The organism is Psychromonas saccharinae (assembly GCF_051201515.1).
Taxonomy (GTDB): domain Bacteria; phylum Pseudomonadota; class Gammaproteobacteria; order Enterobacterales; family Psychromonadaceae; genus Psychromonas.
Window position 1 is genome coordinate 212043 of sequence record NZ_CP195153.1, and the last position, 18898, is coordinate 230940.

19 protein-coding genes are annotated in these 18898 nt (G+C 38.3%); 10 read left to right on the top strand and 9 right to left on the bottom strand.

The features are described 5' to 3' along the window. Positions 1-23 precede the first annotated feature (23 nt). Complete coding sequence (locus tag ACR30L_RS01005; RefSeq protein ID WP_435236190.1) at positions 24-2015, bottom strand: ATP-binding protein; 1992 nt, start codon at positions 2013-2015, stop codon at positions 24-26. A 257-nt stretch (positions 2016-2272) separates the two neighbouring features. Here ACR30L_RS01005 and prlC point away from each other — a divergent pair, with 257 nt between their 5' ends. Further along, positions 2273-4324 carry an oligopeptidase A gene (prlC, locus tag ACR30L_RS01010; RefSeq protein WP_435236191.1) on the top strand — a complete coding sequence of 684 codons (2052 nt, stop codon included), beginning with the start codon at positions 2273-2275 and terminating at the stop codon, positions 4322-4324. 125 nt (positions 4325-4449) lie between these two features. On the opposite strand, the gene cobO is transcribed toward prlC, so the two are convergent. Both cobO and nhaA read right to left on the bottom strand, forming a co-directional pair. Continuing rightward, complete coding sequence (cobO, locus tag ACR30L_RS01015; protein ID WP_435236192.1) at positions 4450-5043, bottom strand: cob(I)yrinic acid a,c-diamide adenosyltransferase; 594 nt, start codon at positions 5041-5043, stop codon at positions 4450-4452. A gap of 4 nt (positions 5044-5047) precedes the next feature. Next, complete coding sequence (nhaA, locus tag ACR30L_RS01020) at positions 5048-6352, bottom strand: Na+/H+ antiporter NhaA (protein ID WP_435236193.1); 1305 nt, start codon at positions 6350-6352, stop codon at positions 5048-5050. Between the two features lie 362 nt (positions 6353-6714). Here nhaA and ACR30L_RS01025 point away from each other — a divergent pair, with 362 nt between their 5' ends. Next, positions 6715-7266 (top strand): ankyrin repeat domain-containing protein, encoded by a 552-nt coding sequence (locus tag ACR30L_RS01025; RefSeq protein WP_435236194.1) that lies wholly within the window; start codon positions 6715-6717, stop codon positions 7264-7266. Positions 7267-7366: 100 nt separating this feature from the next. Here the strand turns inward: ACR30L_RS01025 and ACR30L_RS01030 are convergent, their stop codons facing one another. The 3 genes from ACR30L_RS01030 to ACR30L_RS01040 all read right to left on the bottom strand — a co-directional run bounded on the left by ACR30L_RS01030 (position 7367) and on the right by ACR30L_RS01040 (position 10314). Beyond that, entirely contained in the window at positions 7367-8020 is a 654-nt protein-coding gene (locus ACR30L_RS01030; RefSeq protein ID WP_435236195.1) for an MBL fold metallo-hydrolase, read from the bottom strand. 71 nt (positions 8021-8091) lie between these two features. After that, positions 8092-9648 (bottom strand): 2-isopropylmalate synthase, encoded by a 1557-nt coding sequence (gene leuA / locus ACR30L_RS01035; protein ID WP_435236196.1) that lies wholly within the window; start codon positions 9646-9648, stop codon positions 8092-8094. A gap of 243 nt (positions 9649-9891) precedes the next feature. Beyond that, positions 9892-10314: a GNAT family N-acetyltransferase gene (locus ACR30L_RS01040; protein ID WP_435236197.1), complete on the bottom strand. Its 423-nt coding sequence runs from the start codon at positions 10312-10314 to the stop codon at positions 9892-9894. Between the two features lie 73 nt (positions 10315-10387). Here ACR30L_RS01040 and murB point away from each other — a divergent pair, with 73 nt between their 5' ends. Both murB and birA read left to right on the top strand, forming a co-directional pair. Then, positions 10388-11452, top strand: a complete 1065-nt coding sequence (murB, locus tag ACR30L_RS01045; protein WP_435236198.1) for a UDP-N-acetylmuramate dehydrogenase — start codon at positions 10388-10390, stop codon at positions 11450-11452. Beyond that, on the top strand, positions 11436-12404 hold the full coding sequence (gene birA / locus ACR30L_RS01050; protein ID WP_435236199.1) for a bifunctional biotin--[acetyl-CoA-carboxylase] ligase/biotin operon repressor BirA: 969 nt from the start codon (positions 11436-11438) through the stop codon (positions 12402-12404). The genes murB and birA overlap by 17 nt, the downstream gene beginning before the upstream one ends. 133 nt (positions 12405-12537) lie before the next feature. On the opposite strand, the gene ACR30L_RS01055 is transcribed toward birA, so the two are convergent. From ACR30L_RS01055 to ACR30L_RS01065, 3 genes are read right to left on the bottom strand one after another with little or no spacing between them, the layout of a single operon-like run. Then, positions 12538-12849 (bottom strand): MGMT family protein, encoded by a 312-nt coding sequence (locus ACR30L_RS01055; protein WP_435236200.1) that lies wholly within the window; start codon positions 12847-12849, stop codon positions 12538-12540. Further along, complete coding sequence (gene rsuA, locus ACR30L_RS01060) at positions 12842-13534, bottom strand: 16S rRNA pseudouridine(516) synthase RsuA (RefSeq protein WP_435236201.1); 693 nt, start codon at positions 13532-13534, stop codon at positions 12842-12844. Before rsuA ends, ACR30L_RS01055 begins: the two co-directional genes overlap by 8 nt. Continuing rightward, positions 13521-15560, bottom strand: a complete 2040-nt coding sequence (locus tag ACR30L_RS01065; protein ID WP_435236202.1) for a tRNA(Met) cytidine acetyltransferase TmcA — start codon at positions 15558-15560, stop codon at positions 13521-13523. The genes rsuA and ACR30L_RS01065 overlap by 14 nt, the downstream gene beginning before the upstream one ends. A gap of 326 nt (positions 15561-15886) precedes the next feature. On the opposite strand from ACR30L_RS01065, the gene rpsJ reads away from it, so the two are divergent. Genes rpsJ through rpsS form a run of 6 tightly spaced genes read left to right on the top strand, consistent with a single transcriptional unit; the run spans position 15887 to position 18893 of the window. Beyond that, entirely contained in the window at positions 15887-16198 is a 312-nt protein-coding gene (rpsJ, locus tag ACR30L_RS01070) for a 30S ribosomal protein S10 (RefSeq protein ID WP_011771756.1), read from the top strand. A 15-nt stretch (positions 16199-16213) separates the two neighbouring features. Then, on the top strand, positions 16214-16852 hold the full coding sequence (gene rplC, locus ACR30L_RS01075; protein ID WP_435236203.1) for a 50S ribosomal protein L3: 639 nt from the start codon (positions 16214-16216) through the stop codon (positions 16850-16852). A 13-nt stretch (positions 16853-16865) separates the two neighbouring features. Further along, positions 16866-17471, top strand: coding sequence for a 50S ribosomal protein L4 (rplD, locus tag ACR30L_RS01080; RefSeq protein WP_435236204.1), 606 nt, complete (start codon positions 16866-16868; stop codon positions 17469-17471). Further along, a complete protein-coding gene (gene rplW, locus ACR30L_RS01085; protein WP_435236205.1) occupies positions 17468-17767 on the top strand; it encodes a 50S ribosomal protein L23 in 300 nt (99 codons plus the stop codon). Before rplD ends, rplW begins: the two co-directional genes overlap by 4 nt. An 11-nt stretch (positions 17768-17778) precedes the next feature. Then, complete coding sequence (gene rplB / locus ACR30L_RS01090) at positions 17779-18606, top strand: 50S ribosomal protein L2 (RefSeq protein WP_435236206.1); 828 nt, start codon at positions 17779-17781, stop codon at positions 18604-18606. Between the two features lie 14 nt (positions 18607-18620). Then, entirely contained in the window at positions 18621-18893 is a 273-nt protein-coding gene (gene rpsS / locus ACR30L_RS01095) for a 30S ribosomal protein S19 (protein WP_435236207.1), read from the top strand. The last annotated feature ends 5 nt before the right edge of the window (positions 18894-18898 follow it).

The following is an 18898-nucleotide window of genomic DNA, read 5'->3' on the forward strand; positions in this document are numbered from 1 at the left end:
AAACGGAGTCGGCATAGAATCGGTTAACTATTTTCTGTTTCTGTCTTTTTTTCAGTAGTATAGGGTAATGATATTTTAAAGTGTGCCCCTCCTTTTTCATGAATATACTGAATATCTCCTTTCAATAATTGATTCACAATGTTGTAAATAATGTGAGTACCTAATCCACTTCCACCTGTTCCACGTTTTGAAGTGACAAAGGGATCAAAAATGCGATCGATAATTGCTTCTGTAATCCCTTTTCCGGTATCGCGATAATCAATATACAAGTGATCATGTTTTAGTGTGATATCAATGTAAATTTCACATTTACCAGACCAATTTTCGAACCCATGAATTAATGAATTAAGAATCAGGTTTGAATAAATTTGAGAAAAGCTTCCTGGAAAACTATATATATCAAGATCTTTTGGACAGCTTACATTCACTTGGCAATGGTTTTGTTTTAATTTGTGTTTAAAGGATGTAATAACCTGATTGATATTATCCGATAGTTTGAATGTGTAACAAGCTTCACTAGATTGGTCTACCGCGACTTGTTTAAAGCTACTGATTAAATTAGCAGCTCGGTTGAGATTATTATTTAATAAGTTGCCAGATTCAGTAATTCGATCGAGTAGTTTTTCCAAATATCTGCGACTAAGCGTGTTTTCTTCAAGTTTTTTTCTTAATGTTTTTATTTCATCCTGTAGGAAGGAGGCAGCGGTAACACTGATGCCGATAGGGGTATTAATTTCATGTGCAACACCCGCCACTAACCCACCTAATGAAGCCATTTTTTCAGATTCGACTAAATTTTGCTGTGTACGTTGTAGCTGATCGAGCGTTTGTGTTATTTGTTTATTGCTTTCAGTCAGTGCTGAAGTACGTTGATTCACTTTTTCTTCTAATTGATCGTTGAGTCGTTTAATTTCAACTTCAACTTGTTTTTGTGGCGTAATATCGTGCCCAAAACCAATCATATACTTAATTTCTTCTCCCTCGTAAAAAGGGGAGAAAGTCCAGAGTAATGTGTTCACGCCACCTGCATTATCCGGCATATTAATTTCGAGACCATCGATTGGCTTATTCGTATTAAGTTGGTTTAAAATATCTGCTCTTCGCTCTTCAACTACAAAGATATTTCCCCATTGGCAATTTAATAATTCACTTTGGATATAGCCTGTTAGCAGGACTGCTGCAGGATTAATGGTTAGTATTTCTAGATTTTTGCCGAGACAACAAATAACAGTGCTGGAGGAGTTAATGATGGTGGTTGAGAAATCTCTCTCCTGCTGCAATTCTCCAATAATTTGTTTTTTATTATTGAGTTCGGTAATAATGGTTTTCTGCATTTGATTGAGTAGGAAAACTAATTCGTCAAGTTCATCGGGAGACTCGATATCGCGGAGGCCGTCTAGTCGTAGTTCTTCATTGTCTGCATTGAGTTCTAGATTTCGCGTATGTATGGCTATTTTATTGATATGGCGAATCACCATATAATAGATAATCATCAGGATACACAAGGAAACGATCAGTGTTTTAATCGACTGAGTGATTAAGATAAGTAACGATTTCTCTTTTAAACGGTCATAAACCTTGGTTAATGATGCGGCCACAAATAAGTTGCCAACAACTTCATCTTGATAAACGAGCTTGAATTCACGACTAATGTCGTATCTTTCTCTTTCATCACCCATTTTAATCATTGGGACTTCTGTATTACCAATGACTTCATTGATTCTAACAAATTGCATATCTGAGAGCTTCATAATCCCAGCTATTTGAATTTCAATTTGCTCTTCGTCTAGGTTCCATAAACTGGCAGCCATCGGTTGTAAAAAACTAGACTCAATTTGGCCGATACTTTCTTCTATTTTCCCTACATCTTGTTTGTAGTCCCATAATAGTTGAAGGACTGTAATGATAATTGCAAGGGCGCCGCTGCATAATAAAATATAAGCTAATAAACGATTGGAAAGACGATGATTGATTATTAATGGCTTAAATACTGAAAAAATTCTTTTTAATTCCATGTTAAGGTCCGAGTTATTTTACAATTTAAAGGTCAGTTTACAGTCGTCATTTAAGTTTATTTAACAGCGCGTTATCTATGTATTTAACGCTACAGTATAGCTTAGTATATATTAGCTCAAGAGAGTTGCCCGTGAAGAGTAAAGAAAATTACATCAATCGTTATTGTTTATGGTTCTGATAGGAATAAATGGGGTTGATTTTTAAACTAAAAGTCCCAATTATATTAATAACCATTCCTTTTATTGAGAAAACTTCTATGGAAAATACTCAAAAGCTAAGCACTGCCCCTGCTAATGATTTACCATTATTTAGTCAGGTTAAATCTGAAAATATTGTTTCTGATATAGAACAAGCAATCGCTAAAAATAAAGCATTAATTGAAGAAAAACTTGCCAGTTTGACAGAATTTACTTGGGATAACTTTGTTAATGTTCTCGATGAATCGGATGATCAACTCTCTAAAATGTGGTCACCTATTTCGCATATGAATGCCGTTGTGAGTAATGATGAGTTACGCGCAGCACATGATGCATGTTTACCGTTATTTGCAGAGTACGGTACTTATATTGGTCAACATCAAGGTTTGTATGAAGCCTACCTGAGCATTGCAAATAGTGAAGCCTTTGACAGCTTGAAGGTCGAGCAAAAAAAAGTGATTAATGATGCTCTACGTGATTTTAAATTATCAGGTATTGCCTTACCGAATGAGAAAAAGCAACGTTATGGTGAAATCTCTCAGGAAATTGCTTCGTTACAATCGACGTTTAGTAATCATGTGATGGATGCAACACTCGCTTGGAGTAAGTTAATTACCGATGTGAATGAGTTGGAGGGATTACCTGAAAGCGCATTAGCAGCATCAAAGCAAGCTGCAGAACAAAAGGATCTAGATGGTTATTTATTGACTCTTGAATTTCCAAGCTATTTACCTGTTATTACCTATGCAAAAAATCGTGAATTACGTGAAGAAGTTTATCAAGCCTTTGCAACAAGAGCATCGGATCAAGGCCCGAATGCCGGTGAGTTTGATAACTCAAAAATTATTGAACAATTGTTAGCTCTACGTCATGAAAAGGCACAGCTACTTGATTTTAATGATTTCGGTGAATATAGCCTCGCGACTAAAATGGCTGAATCTCCACAACAGGTAATTACATTTTTAACTGAATTAGCTGAAAAATCCTACCCACAAGCGATTGCTGAACGCGATGAAATATTAGCTTTTGCGAACCAATTAGATGGACTCGATAAATTGGAGTCTTGGGATTTAAGTTACTATTCTGAACTATTAAAACAACATCGATATTCTATTTCAGATGAACTGTTACGTCCTTATTTCCCAGAAAATAAAGTCGTTAATGGTTTATTCTCAGTGGTTAATAAGCTTTTTGGCTTAACTATTAAAGAAGTGTTTGATTTTGATACTTGGCATAAAGATGTTCGTTTCTTTGAAATTTATGACCAAGAGTCAACTCATATTGCCAGTTTCTACCTTGATTTGTATGCCCGTGAGTTCAAACGTGGTGGGGCTTGGATGAATGATTGCCGTGTACGCCGTCGTTTAGTAAACGGAGATTTACAATTACCGGTTGCTTATTTGACCTGTAACTTTAGTAAGCCTGTTGGTGATAAACCTGCGTTATTTACCCACGATGAAGTGATTACATTATTCCATGAATTTGGTCATGGGATACATCATATGCTAACTAAAATTGAATCTGCGGGTGTTTCTGGAATCAATGGTGTCGCGTGGGATGCGGTTGAATTACCAAGTCAATTCTTAGAAAACTGGTGTTGGGAACCAGAAGCATTAGCGTTAATTTCGGGGCATGTTGAAACAGGAGAAACATTACCTACTGAATTACTCGATAAAATGTTGGCTGCGAAACATTACAACAGCGCATTAATGATGGTGCGTCAGCTAGAGTTTTCATTATTTGACTTTATGTTACATCATCAATATAACCCAGAGCAGGGCGCGCAAGTACAGCAAGTATTGGATAGTATTCGTGAGAAGTTTGCGGTTATTGTGCCTCCTAAGTTTAATCGCTTCCAACATAGTTTTAGTCATATATTTGCAGGTGGTTACGCAGCTGGTTATTACAGCTATAAATGGGCTGAAGTCTTGTCTGCTGATGCATTTTCTCGATTTGAAGAATTAGGTATCTTTAATGAAAAAACAGGTGAGGCATTTAAAAAAGCAATTCTAGAGAAAGGGGGAAGCGAAGAGCCTATGGCGTTATTTAAAGGCTTTATGGGACGTGAACCCAATATCGATGCATTATTGCGTCATTCGGGTATTAAATAACGTTAATAAATTGTCGCCTTTAAGTTTTCAGTGATTAGTTTGTTTCTTCTAAAACCACGATACTCAATACTGAGCATCGTGGTTTTTACTGATAGGTGACAGCTAAAAACTGATCGTTTGTAAAATTACCATTCAATGCCAGCCTGTGCTTTTACACCGGCTTTAAATGCATGCTTTTCTTCTAGGATTAAACTGTAGGTATCAACGGCTTCGATTAATGCTTTTTTAGGGCCTCGACCGGTTAACACCACGCTCATCATTTCTGGACGCTTTTTTAATGCCGTTAACGTTGGCTCAATATCTAAGTACTGATACTTAAACATATAGGTAATTTCATCTAGAATAACGAGATTATAACGACTGTCAGCGAGTAGCTGTTCAGCCTTTGCCCAAGCTTTTTCGGCACTAGCAATATCATTTTCTCTATTTTGTGTTTCCCAGGTAAAACCATCACCCATCGCGAACCAATCTACATTTTCATGCGTCGTGAAAAATTTCTCTTCCCCCGTCGACATCGCACCTTTTAAAAATTGCACCACAGCCACTTTATGACCATGGCCAAGAGAGCGGGCTAACATACCAAAAGCGGAACTACTTTTTCCTTTGCCTGGTCCTGCAAGTAAAATAGATACACCACGTTCTTGATTAGCTGCGGCTATTTTTTGATCTTGCTTCTCTTTTACCGCTTTCATTTTTTTTAAATATTGTTGGTCATCCATTCTTTTATGCCTTAGCTGCAATAGGTTTACTACGTATTAAAATTATATAACCAATGATACCGGAAATAATCGATGCGGCGAGTACTGATACCTTAGCAATAATTTGCATTTCTGGATCTTTGAAAGCGAGGTCAGTAATAAATAGTGACATGGTAAAGCCCATCCCAGCTAAGAAACCGGCACCAATAACATGCGTCCACGTTACACCTGCAGGTAAACGCCCCCAATTTAAAATAGTGAGCAGTTTAGTAAATATTAAAATGCCTACTGGCTTACCAATTATTAAGCCGAAAGAAATACCTAATACGACAGGGTTAGTAAGTTGGTCTAGCATACCTTTATCAATGATCACGCCGGCATTACCCAGTGCAAAAAACGGTACAATAAATAACGTTGAGATTGGATGCAGTGCTTCTTCTTTAAGTTGTAGAGGGTTAGCAGCTTGAAAGCTAAGTTTTTTAATTTTTTGCAGCGCAGTAATGGCTTTATGCGTTAATACATCTTGCTGACAATGACGCTGATCTTCTAAGTCATCAAGCAATAGTTTTGTTTGATTAATATAGCTATCCATCGATATTTCACGACGTGATGGGATTGTAAATGCAACGGCAACACCTGCAATTGTTGCATGCACGCCAGAGGCTAAGAAGCTTATCCATACAATCGAAAGGCCAATGGTATAGTAAAATATTGGGCTACGAACGCCTGATTTGTTGGCCAGAGCTAAAATAATTAAACCAACTAATCCGACTAATAATTCATTAACAAATATTTGCTCGGTATAGAATATGGCAATAACAATAACGGCCATTAAATCATCGCCGATGGCTAAGGCGGATAGGAATAGTTTAAGCGTCACCGGAACACGACTACCAACAATGGCTAATACACCAAGTGCAAAGGCGATATCGGTTGCCATTGGAATGCCCCAGCCATTGGCAGAGGGGAGGCCGGAGTTAAAGAAGTAATAAATACTCGCAGGAAGAATAACGCCACCTAATGCAGCAAATAGCGGTAACATCGCTTTTTGCACACTCGAAAGCTCTCCGTCTAATAATTCCCGTTTAATTTCTAATCCAATAAAGAAGAAGAAGATTGCCATTAGGAATTCATTAGCAATTTTGTGTAAGTTAATCGCATGTGATTTATCATCTAAGCCAGTAGAGAACTCCCACAGTGTGTCATGCCAAAAGTGATGGTAGAGTTCAGGGGCTAGATTTGCCCAAATAAGTGCAATGGATGCGGCGAGAACCAATAATACACCGCCTGTAATTGGGCTATGTAACCAGTGCCATTTGTGTGAAGACATTCTTACTCCTAGAGATTAAGTGCATAACTAATAATAGATTATATGTGTTCTTAGACGATATTTAATATCATTTATAATCTATATCACAAAATATTGAAACCATTATTGACATTTTAAGTCAAAATATCCAGTAATATACGACAATTTATGTCATGCAAATAGTTTATCGCGAAAATTAACGCCTTTACAACTATATAAAGTAAAATAGGTAAAGTAATTATCAATCTATATATTAGGGTATTATTCTATTTTTAGTGCTAATTTTTTGTGCGATTAAGCTAAGAATCAAAATAGACGAATAACGGTATTATTCAGAAGTGACCAAGGACGTTACTAATACGTGTCAATAGGGGAAGTTGATTGTGAATTGGTTAAAAATGGTTTTATTTCTACTTATGACAAGTGGCGCTTGGGCAGAAAATAGAGATAAAACTAATGAAATAATGAATGCGATCTACACAGAGGACTATCAGGCTTTTGCTAATGCGTATAATCAGATTGAAAATAAACAACGACTTTATTTCACAAAGGGGCATTTTAGAGGAATGGAACTCGGCTATCTGTCGCTATCGATGTATTTTTCTGATCCACGATTTTTTAATTTAATCGTCAATTATGCGGATCCGAATGAAGCGAATTATTTTGGATTAACGCCTCTTTTTTTAGCGCCGGATTTATGTGATGTCAATAAAGCTAAAAAACTGATTGGGAAGGGGGCGGATGTCAACTATGCAATTAAAGCCTCGGGCGCGACGCCTTTGCATTTAGTTGTCGGTACTCATTGTTATGGACTAGCTTCGCTATTGCTAGAACATGGTGCTAATAAACGTGCAAAAACAAAAAAAGGTAAAACGGCTTACGATTTCGCATTACGGTCGGGTAACAAAAAAATGATTGCATTGCTTAAATTCTGATTTAGGTATGTGGGATGATTTTTATGGGGTTGTTGTTAATATCATGAAAAAGGGCATATCGCCCTTTATGTTTATGCTTGGAGGGAGTTGGTAAGTTGTTTTAAAGATCCCACATACTTTGCCCACCTAAAAAAGGGTTACTTGCTTTTTCTTTCCCAATTGTTGTTGTCGGTCCATGGCCTGGAAAGACAACGGTTTCTGGTGGCAGTGTAAGCAGTTTTTCTTTGATGCCAGTAATTAATTGCTGTTGATTACCGCGAGGAAAATCAAAACGACCAATACCACCATTAAACAAAATATCGCCAACAATAATCTGGTGGCTTTGTTCATCAAGTAATGCAACATGTCCTGGTGTATGACCAGGAATATGGATGACTTTCAATTTAATATTACCAACTTCAACAATATCGTTTTCTTCTAACCATTCGTTGGGTAGAAAGCTAATGGTCATCGGAAAGCCAAAACTCTGACTTTGTGCTTCTAATTGATCAAGCCAAAATTTATCTTCTTTTTCAGGGCCAATAATGGGGACATTATTAAGCGCTCTAACAAGTGCTTGTGTTCCGCCTACATGGTCTAAGTGCCCATGAGTTAGAATAATTTTATCGACATTCACATCGTGTTTTTTAATAACATTGAGGATATGTTTGATATCACCTCCGGGATCAACAACCGCTGCCGTTTTAGTTTCTTCACAAATGACTAAGCTACAGTTTTGTTCAAAAGGTGTAACGGGGATAACAATAATTTTCATAAATGACTCTCAAATAAACGAATAACCTTCAGTTAAAGATTATTCGTTAAGGTTACGCTAATTAATTATTTTTAAGGCTCTGAATGGTGACGTTGTTTTTTCTGGTCTGCAACGGCTTTTGCAAGATGGATATGATTCATAACGTGGACCATTGCACGTGCTGATGATTCGATAATATCAGTCGATAATCCTAATCCATGGAAGCGTTGATCTTTATAGGTTGCGACGATATCAACTTGGCCTAATGCATCTTTACCTTCACCTTTTGCGCTGATTTTATAGGTATCCATATTGATATCTAATCCCGAGATACGCAATAGACATTGGTAGGCTGCATCGATTGGCCCATTTCCCGTTGCGGCTTCGGTGATTTTATTATTATCGCCGATAGTCATGGTAACGGTTGCCGTCGCAATTTTACCTGAACCAGATAACACGTCGATATTTTCTAACTTATAGTATTCTGGTTCACCAGCAACCTGGTTGAAGAACATTAACGCTTCTAGGTCATAATCAAATACTTGGCCTTTACGGTCAGCCAGTTCTAAAAAGCTCTCGTATAAAGCATCTAAATCGTAATCACTATCAAGATAACCCAGTTCTTGCATACGATGTTGAATTACATGGCGGCCAGAGCGAGAAGTTAGATTAAGTTTATTCGTAGAGATACCAACACTTTCAGGTGTAATGATTTCATAGGTATTTTGTGATTTTAATACGCCATCTTGATGGATACCCGATGAATGCGAAAATGCATTCGCCCCAACAATTGCTTTATTTGATTGAATTGGCATATTACAAATTTGGCTAACTAATTGGCTTGTACGAGAAATTTCAACGGGGTTAATGTTCGTGGTAAATCCCATTTTCTTTTGGCGTGTTGCTAAAATCATTGCAACTTCTTCTAACGAACAGTTACCTGCGCGTTCGCCAATCCCATTCATTGTACATTCAATTTGACGCGCGCCATTTTCAACGGCGGTAATCGAGTTTGCAACGGACATTCCGAGATCATCGTGGCAATGAACAGCGATAACGGCTTTATCGATATTGGGGACGCGATTAAATAGTGTTTGGATTATGCCACCAAATTCACTCGGAATAGTATAACCAACGGTATCGGGAATATTGACTGTAGTCGCGCCGGCTTTAATGGCTTCTTCGACCATACGACATAAGTTATCAATGGGAGTACGACCGGCATCTTCGCAGGAAAATTCAACATCATCGGTAAATTGACGCGCATATTTTACGGCATTCACACCCATTTCTAAGACATCTTCAAAGCCACGTTTTAATTTATTTTCAACATGGATTGTCGATGTGGATATAAACGTGTGAATACGGAAAGCATCAGCAACTTTCAACGCTTGTGCTGCAGCGTCAATATCTTTTGGTAGTGCACGAGACAACGCACATACGCGGCTATTTTTGATTTCTTTAGCGATGGTTTGAACGGATTCAAAATCACCTGGAGAAGAGATTGGAAAACCAACTTCCATAATATCAACGCCTAAACGTTCTAGTGCAAAGGCAATTTTTAGTTTTTCTTTTACGGTTAAACTTGCGCTTAATGCTTGTTCACCATCGCGTAAGGTTGTATCAAAAATAATGACTTGATTAGACATGAAAGGTTCCTCATTCTGTAATTGCTTACATTATATCGTCTAGATATTCATTTGTTTGTTTTTTATAGCGTCGGAGGCACAAAATATTATCTAAATTCAGGTGTATTTAAATTATTATTCGTTAATAGTCGATAATACTGATTAAAAGGGATAAAGCAGAGCGTTAGAATAGCGTTGATTTAACCATCAATTAATAGTTACTGCTTTTAAGAAATGCGTCAAGTGGTTCTTGTTCGGATTGCGTTAGCCATGATAAACCATTAGCAATAGTGCTCTATTTTTACTATATGCAGTGAATCTTTGATGAATAACTTCTGGTAGCGTGTCTGGAGAGGCTTGGGTAAATCCAAGTTTGCTATAGAAATTGTGTAAGTGAATGTAAGGAAAGCAATAAAGTGGCTGTTGGTGCAAAGATTGAATGCTTTTAATTAGTTGAGATGCATGCCCTTGCTTGCGATAAGCGGGATCGCAGGCAATACCAGTTAAAAGTAAATGCCCATCGAGTTGTTTTAATTTCCCTGCGCAGATAATGTCATTTTCTTTTACAACGAAAACGCGTTCCTTTTTATGTGCGATTCCTTTTTTGTAAATACGTTTATAAAAACGATTAACGAGCGGAAATTGAATCGGTTGTAATTCGATAAATGAATTGTTCTGCGATGACAAAACATCTCCTTTTGTTTGAGTATTTCTATCTGAATCAGGTAAACTAATTATTCAAATTTTACAGGATCCTACGATGATTGAAACCAATTGCTCACTCAAGCCATTTAACACTTTTTCAATTGAAGCAAAAGCTCAAACGTTATTTCACTTTAATGATATGGCACAATTGCCTGAGCTATTGGATTTGGTCACAAAGTACCATTCAGAAAATAAACCGGTACTTATTTTAGGGGCAGGGAGCAATACATTATTTTGTGAAGACTTTTCCGGGCTAGTGATTAAAGTCGAGTTGTTAGGGGTGGATATATCAACTTCTGATGAGCATTATATATTACAGGTTGCAGCGGGTGAAGATTGGCATCAATTGGTAACAGATTGTATTGCCAAGGGGATTGATGGGCTAGAAAACCTCGCATTGATTCCTGGTGTTGTTGGGTCTGCTCCGGTACAAAATATTGGTGCTTATGGCACAGAGTTTAAAGATTTCTGTGAGTCCGTTGAATATGTTGATTTATTAACCGGTGAATTAGTTGTTTTGAGCGCCGCTGAATGTTTATTTGCTTACCGTGATAGTATTTTTAAACACACGGGAATGAGCAACGCATTGATTACTAAGGTTACCCTTACGTTATCGAAACAATGGCAGCCCCATAGTCGTTATGGCTCATTGCAAAATATTGAGAATCAAGAACAAGTAAGTGCAAAGCAAATTTATGACTCAGTCTGTCAAATTCGTAATGAAAAGTTACCTGATCCTGAAAAATTAGGTAATGTTGGTAGTTTTTTTAAAAATCCAGTTGTTAGTCAACAGCAAGCAGATGCATTGCTCCGTTTATATCCTAATATGCCAAACTATCCTCAAAATGATAAAAGTATCAAGTTAGCTGCAGGATGGTTAATTGATCAAGCAGGTCTAAAAGGAAAAACAGTTGGAGGAGCTGCAGTACATAAGAATCAAGCCTTAGTATTGATTAATCAGAATAATGCAACATCTACAGATGTGATTTTACTCGCGGATTTAGTACGAACAAAAGTTAAAGCAATGTTTAATGTTAGTTTAGAGCACGAAGTACGTTTTATTGGTCGTGAGGGTGAAACGAATTTACAACAGGTGATTAAATATGTCAGAGCTAAATGAAAAAGGTAATCAACTTTTACAGTTGCTCTCAGATGGAGAGTTTCATTCCGGCGAAAAAGTGGGGGAGTTATTAGGGGTTTCTCGCACTTCTGTAAATAACTATATTAAAGGATTACAGGGGATTGGGTTAGATATTTACAAGGTAACTGGAAAAGGATACTGCAGCGCTATTCCACTTGATTTACTTGATGCAGAGAAAATTAAGCAATTAAGTGGTAAAGATAACGTTCATGTGGAACAAATTGTTGACTCGACTAATCAATGGTTATTAGAGCGTATTGATAAGATTGAAAATGGTCAAAGCTGTATTAGTGAATGTCAATTATCGGGAAGAGGGCGTCGTGGACGTACTTGGATTTCCCCCTTTGCTTCTCATCTTTATTTTTCACTCTATTGGCGGTTTGATTCTGGTATTGATAAGGTGTCGGGTCTAAGTTTGCTGGTGGGTATTGCGGTTGTGAATTCATTAGAGAAAATAGGTATTCAGGGCGCAGAGTTAAAATGGCCAAATGATATTTATTACCAAGGTAAAAAATTAGCCGGTATCTTGATTGAATTGAATGCGGAAGCCACTGAGGCTTGCCATTGTATTATTGGCATTGGGCTTAATGTGCGAATGCCTCCAGAACAGGCGAAGTTGATTGATCAGCCTTGGATAGATCTAAACCAAATAAGCAGTGATCCTGTTAACCGTAATTTATTAAGTGCAACGTTAATGAAGGAGTTATACAGTCTATTAGCGCAATATGAAAAAACAGGATTAAAACCCTATCTATCACGTTGGTTTGAATTAGATTGCTTTATTAATAAACAGGTTAATTTATTAATTGCAGATAATGTGAAATCAGGTATTTGTCGTGGAATCGACGAGAAAGGGGCATTGTTATTAGACGTCGATGGGGAAATTGAAGATTATATTGGTGGAGAAATTTCACTTCGGTTGGCTAATTAATCGACACCGGTTAAATATTCATCTTTATGTTTAGAATCTGTTTTTATTTTGGATTGCCGAGCCACACATTTCTTCTATATTCGATTTGGTGTGGCTTGTTATTAAGAAAACAGATTTTAAATATAACCATCAACTAACGAAGGAGGAATTTAAAACGGACGGTTTTAAAATCCATTACTTTATTTTCTTGGATTATTACCCCTTCATTATGTAAAAGTTCAATTTTTTTATCGAGACCTAACGCATAATTGCCCACTTCTCCGTTACCTTTTACAACGCGGTGGCAGGGAACGATAATGGGGTTTGGATTTGCCCCCATTGCATTGCCAACTGCTTGATAAGCTTTTGTACCGAGTGCATGAGCAATATCGCCATAGGTGACAACTTTACCCTTGGGGATCTGCATTAACAATTCATAACACTGTTCATTAAATGTTCTAGGCAATGCTTTGTACCTCGATATCAGTTAAGTAGCGCCATTCTCCCAATTGAAGCGTTGGATCTAATTCAATTTCACCAATTTTTTCTCGATGAAGCGCTGTTACATGATTTCCAAGTGCTGCAAACATACGTTTTACTTGATGGTATTTACCCTCACTAATCGTTAATAAGACTTCAGTGTTTGATATGTTTATAAGCGAAGCGGGCAGGCAGGGCTGATTTTCACTTTTAAGTTGAATGCCCTGTTGGAATTGTATCGATGCATCTTCTGTTAATTCATCAGCCAAAATAACGCGATAACGTTTAGCACATTTTTTTCGTGGGCTTGTGATTTGATGCGACCATTGTCCATCATCGGTAATCAAAGTTAATCCGGTTGTGTCTGCATCAAGACGTCCGGCAATAAAAAGTTGTTTGCGTTTTTCAACGTCAAGCAGATTTAACACACTCGGTAATTGTTCATCGACGGTTGAGCAAATATAGCCCTGTGGTTTATTAAGCATAATATAGCGAGGACCACGAATCGATAGCGCTTTATCATTAAGAAAGATAGTTTCATTTGTTGTTACTTTATAAGTCGTATTTCGAATGGTGTTTGTTCCATTAGTCACTCTACCTTGGCTAATAACCTTTTTAGCTTGGCTACGAGTTAAGCTTGTTGCCTGGCAGATATATTTATCTAGACGCATGATTATCTTCTTTTATTAATTGTTTAATGGCGCTCTTTAATAATGCTTTAGCTTGTTTTTTGCCGGTAAGCTGGTTTTTCTTACATACTTCAGCCCAGCTATTATTCTGTAAAACTTTTTGTATTGTAAGGCTTTGTTCTATTTTTCTTAAGATTTTTAATTCACTGTTCATTAATAATTTTATTAAATAAGATTCGGCGAATTCATAGGGGAGATTACCATCAATATAACTAACAAATGTATCGGGGTTGATGGGGAGTCTGTTTAATTCAGATAACAATTTCAAAACGAGTTCAGAATCAATATCGTACAAATGACGGCATAATTGCATTTCTAATTGGTGGTGAAACTGTTGTTGAATTTTACTGTGCAGATTCTTTGCTGATTCAGAAATTGGAAAGTTCATGATGACAGAGTGTGTACCACTGCTTTTATCTTTTGATAGGCCAATGCGTAATGTTGTAAATCCTAAATCTTGCCAGAAAGTATAAAGTGTTGGTGTTGCGCCAAAGCTCACACATAAATGATCATACTGTTTAGTACTTGCCCATTTATTTATTTGCTTAATAAATTTTTTACCTAACCCTTGGTGTTGTAATGTCGGATGGATTGCAATTCGTTGGATTCGCGCATAAAGAAACGTTGCCGCTTCCTTTTGGGCGCAGTGAAAAGCGAGTGATTGAGCGACTAAATTTCCTTGGAGGCGACGATTCCCTTTCCATACTTGTTCACTGATATCGGAGGTAAATCCACCTTCTTTAGTAATAAGCGCTACACCTAATACACGCTTATTTTGTGTAAGTGCGAAGATAGTTAGAGACTTGTCATTCAAAAGTGAAGTGAGATCTGATGGTTTGGTTTGGTAATGAGCAAGTACTAATAATGAAAATATCTCCTTAAGCAGGGTGGGTGATGTCAGTAATTGTTGTACGTTTATCTGTTCAAATTGAATGTCTAAATCAGCCTGGTAATCTGGTGAATCGAAGGGAGATTCGGTTAAACATAAAGTATTTAAAGTGAAAGCCTCAACAGGATCATTATCAGCCCACCGTATCGGTTGATGTAAATGATATTGTCGATACTGTGGGCAGATCATTTTTAAATGTTGTTGAAAACGGAGTGCAAAACCACGACCAGATCCTTCATAACCATGTGTTGTAGTGGCGAACACTAATCGAGAATAATGATGAGCCAATGTTTCCAGCATTGGCACGGGCAAAGCAGCAGCTTCATCAATAATGAGTAAATCGCATTTTGGTAAGTCAGCTAACAACACATCGGGGGCAATAAATTGAATACAACTATTGTTGTAGGTAATTGAAAACTGATCCGTAGTATTGCCTGTTAATAATAGACTAGCGTGTTTGAACAAGGTTTGAGTTGCCGTTTTATTTGGGGCGCAGGCTAAAATTGTAGTGACGCCTGATTTAATTAACTCTGCACTAGCAATTCCTAAGGCTGCGGATTTTCCTCGTCCTCTTTTGGCTGTTAAAACTAAAGGCCGACGTCGATGTCCTTTGATAGTTTTGATGATTGCCTTGATAGCTGTTTGTTGTTCGTTGATGTTGAGTTCAGTAGAAGATGGAGTTGATGATGAACTGATTATCGTTGATAACGGTAGAGGGTGATCCTGTTGGATTACTGCAACTTTCATTAAATCTAATTGATTAACTATATATTGGTAATAAACATCATCTAATGGAATGGATACCGGCGACATTAATATTAATAAACCGCCACCACGCAGTGTACCTTCACTCGCTGCGAATAAGTTAGCATCAAAATTAGAGAGGGCATTAATGAATAACAGGGAGGTTTCTTGTCCGAGGATTTGTTTGTAGCTAACTGCATTGATTTCGACAGGACTTGAGCCACACCAGAAATAGGGAAGGTCAAGTGCCTTAATAATTATCGTTGCTTGCTGATAGCACCAATCAATATCGCCACATAAACGAATGATGCGACGATGATTTTGATATATTGCTTGTTGTTGGATTTGCTCAACAAAAGGAAGAATAGTGGGCACGAAAATCCTATCTTAAATAATGATTTATTAAATCAGTATACAGTGAATTTGAAAAGGAAATAGCCGATCCTGATCGTTAGGTGATCCTTATGATTATTTTTCCAACAATACACTAATAAATACTTGCAGTAATATACGATTACTGTATTATGTGCGTCTCTTACCGATATGGTAAGCGGCGTAAAGCCCATAACCATGTTATTAGGTTATTAAAATGACTCCCGATTGGGGAGCTACTAGTTTGAATAAGCACTTGAGATCTATCTTTGATGGGTTGTCAGGTGTTTATTTGTATGTTGTATTTTTAACTATTGGAGTTTTGGTCCATGCAGAACCAAAGAATCCGTATCCGCCTTAAAGCTTTTGATCATAAACTGATCGATCAATCAACGGCGGAGATCGTTGAAACTGCAAAGCGCACAGGTGCTCAGGTACGTGGTCCTATCCCACTACCAACTCGTAAAGAGCGTTTCACCATTTTGGTATCACCGCATGTAAACAAAGATGCACGTGACCAATATGAGATTCGCACTCACAAGCGCTTGATTGATATCGTAGAACCAACTGAAAAGACTGTTGACGCACTAATGAAGCTAGATTTAGCTGCTGGCGTTGATGTTCAAATCAGCTTGGGTTAGAAAGGAGTTAAAACAATGACAATCGGTCTAGTAGGTCGTAAAGTTGGCATGACTCGCATCTTCACTGAAGATGGTGTTTCTATCCCAGTAACAGTTCTAGAATGTACACCGAACCGTGTTACTCAAGTTAAATCTCTTGATACTGATGGCTACAATGCTATTCAAGTAACAGCTGGCACTAAAAAAGCTAGCCGTGTAAACAAACCGGAAGCAGGACACTTTGCGAAAGCGGGTGTTGAAGCTGGTCGTGGTCTATGGGAGTTTACTCTTGCAGAAAACGAAGGTACAGATATCAAAGTCGGTGCTGAGCTAAGCGTTGAGCTATTCAACGAAAAGAATAAAGTAGATGTAACAGGTCAGTCTAAAGGTAAAGGTTTCCAAGGTGGTATTAAACGTTGGAACTTTTCTATGCAAGACGCAACTCACGGTAACTCACTATCACATCGTTCTAATGGTTCGATTGGTATGTGTCAAACTCCGGGACGTGTCTTCAAAGGCAAAAAAATGTCTGGTCACATGGGTGCTGAGCGTGTAACGACTCAAAACCTTGAAGTTGTTCGCATAGACGTTGAACGCAACTTACTGCTCATTAAAGGTGCAGTACCTGGTGCGAAAAACGGTGATGTGTTCATTAAACCTGCTGTTAAAGCATAACCAAGGATCTAGTATGGAATTGGTATTGAAAGATGCACAAAGTGCTCTTGAAGTTTCTGACGCTACCTTTGGACGTGAATTCAATGAAGCCCTAGTACATCAGGTAGTCGTTGCATATGCAGCTGGTGCTCGTCAAGGTACTCGTGCTCAGAAGACTCGTAGCGATGTACGTGGTGGTGGTAAAAAACCATGGCGTCAAAAAGGTACTGGTCGCGCTCGTTCAGGTACAATCCGTAGCCCTATTTGGGTTGGCGGTGGTGTAACTTTTGCTGCACGTCCTCAGGACCACAGCCAAAAAGTTAACAAAAAAATGTATCGTGGCGCAGTGAAAAGCATCCTGTCTGAACTTGTTCGTCAGGATCGTCTAATCGTTGTAGAAAACTTCAGTGTTGAAGCTCCTAAAACTAAAGAGCTTAAAGCGAAGTTAAAAGACATGGATCTTAAAGATGTATTAATCATCACCGAAGAATTAGATGAAAATCTATTCTTAGCAGCACGTAATCTATATAAAGTAGATGTTCGTGATGTTCAAGGTATTGATCCTGTAAGCCTAATCGCATTTGATAAAGTTTTAGTAACTGCTAACGCAGTGAAAAAGATTGAGGAGAGTTTAGCATGATCAGTGAAGCACGTTTACTGCAAGTTATCCTAGCTCCGCATATCTCTGAGAAAGGAACTTTAACTGCTGAAAACCACAACACAGTGGTATTCAAAGTTGCAGGTACTGCGACTAAGGCAGAAATCAAAGCGGCAGTTGAAAAACTGTTTGAAGTTGAAGTTACTGGTGTTCGCACACTAAACGTTAAGGGTAAAACCAAACGTACAGGTCAACGTATGGGTCGCCGTAGCGACTGGAAAAAAGCATACGTTACTCTGGTTGAAGGTGCAGACATCGATTTCGCTGGCGCTGAGTAGAGGAATTATAGATGGCTATTGTAAAATGTAAGCCTACGTCTCCAGGTCGTCGCCACGTAGTCAAAGTGGTAAATAACGATCTGTACAAAGGCAAGCCATACGCACCACTTTTAGAGTCAAAATCTAAATCAGGTGGTCGTAATAATGGTGGTCGTATTACGGTACGTCACGTAGGTGGTGGTCATAAACAACACTACCGTATCGTTGACTTTAAACGTAATAAAGACGGTATCCCAGCAAAAGTAGAGCGTTTGGAATATGATCCAAACCGTAGTGCAAACCTTGCACTTGTACTTTATGCTGATGGTGAACGTCGCTACATCCTAGCTCCTAAAGGCTTGGTTGCTGGTGATTCTATCCAGTCTGGTGAAGATGCGCCAATTAAAGTAGGTAATACATTACCTATGCGTAATATCCCAGTGGGTACAACTGTACACGCGGTTGAAATGAAACCTGCTAAAGGAGCTCAAATTGCTCGTTCAGCTGGTGCATACAGCCAAATTGTAGCTCGTGATGGTGCTTACGTTACTCTACGTTTACGTAGTGGTGAAATGCGTAAAATCCCTGCTGAGTGTCGTGCAACAATCGGTGAAGTTGGTAATGCAGAACATATGCTACGCCAATTAGGTAAAGCTGGTGCTACGCGTTGGCGTGGTGTTCGTCCTACCGTTCGTGGTGTTGTAATGAACCCAGTAGATCACCCACATGGTGGTGGTGAAGGTAAAACAAGTGGTGGTCGTCATCCTGTTTCTCCTTGGGGTGTGCCAACTAAAGGCTACAAGACTCGTAAGAACAAGAGTACTGACCAGTACATTGTTCGTCGTCGTAATAAGAAATAAGCAGAGGTATCGCCATGCCACGTTCTCTCAAGAAGGGTCCTTTCATTGACCTACACTTGCTGAAGAAGGTAGAGAAAGCGATGGAAAGCGGAGAGAAAAAACCAATTAAGACTTGGTCTCGCCGTTCAATGATCATTCCAGATATGATTGGTCTGACCATCGCTGTCCATAACGGGCGTCAACACGTGCCAGTATTTGTAACCGACGAAATGGTTGGTCAAAAACTGGGTGAATTTGCACCAACTCGTACTTACCGTGGCCATGTCGCGGATAAGAAAGCGAAGTAACAGAG

Excerpts from the sequence above, each read along its gene's own strand:
- ACR30L_RS01005 (WP_435236190.1), bottom strand. The coding sequence starts at position 2,015 with ATGGAATTAAAAAGAATTTTTTCAGTATTTAAGCCATTAATAATCAAT.
- prlC (WP_435236191.1), top strand. The coding sequence starts at position 2,273 with ATGGAAAATACTCAAAAGCTAAGCACTGCCCCTGCTAATGATTTACCA.
- cobO (WP_435236192.1), bottom strand. The coding sequence starts at position 5,043 with ATGGATGACCAACAATATTTAAAAAAAATGAAAGCGGTAAAAGAGAAG.
- nhaA (WP_435236193.1), bottom strand. The coding sequence starts at position 6,352 with ATGTCTTCACACAAATGGCACTGGTTACATAGCCCAATTACAGGCGGT.
- ACR30L_RS01030 (WP_435236195.1), bottom strand. The coding sequence starts at position 8,020 with ATGAAAATTATTGTTATCCCCGTTACACCTTTTGAACAAAACTGTAGC.
- leuA (WP_435236196.1), bottom strand. The coding sequence starts at position 9,648 with ATGTCTAATCAAGTCATTATTTTTGATACAACCTTACGCGATGGTGAA.
- murB (WP_435236198.1), top strand. The coding sequence starts at position 10,388 with ATGATTGAAACCAATTGCTCACTCAAGCCATTTAACACTTTTTCAATT.
- birA (WP_435236199.1), top strand. The coding sequence starts at position 11,436 with ATGTCAGAGCTAAATGAAAAAGGTAATCAACTTTTACAGTTGCTCTCA.
- rsuA (WP_435236201.1), bottom strand. The coding sequence starts at position 13,534 with ATGCGTCTAGATAAATATATCTGCCAGGCAACAAGCTTAACTCGTAGC.
- rpsJ (WP_011771756.1), top strand. The coding sequence starts at position 15,887 with ATGCAGAACCAAAGAATCCGTATCCGCCTTAAAGCTTTTGATCATAAA.
- rplC (WP_435236203.1), top strand. The coding sequence starts at position 16,214 with ATGACAATCGGTCTAGTAGGTCGTAAAGTTGGCATGACTCGCATCTTC.
- rplD (WP_435236204.1), top strand. The coding sequence starts at position 16,866 with ATGGAATTGGTATTGAAAGATGCACAAAGTGCTCTTGAAGTTTCTGAC.
- rplW (WP_435236205.1), top strand. The coding sequence starts at position 17,468 with ATGATCAGTGAAGCACGTTTACTGCAAGTTATCCTAGCTCCGCATATC.
- rplB (WP_435236206.1), top strand. The coding sequence starts at position 17,779 with ATGGCTATTGTAAAATGTAAGCCTACGTCTCCAGGTCGTCGCCACGTA.
- rpsS (WP_435236207.1), top strand. The coding sequence starts at position 18,621 with ATGCCACGTTCTCTCAAGAAGGGTCCTTTCATTGACCTACACTTGCTG.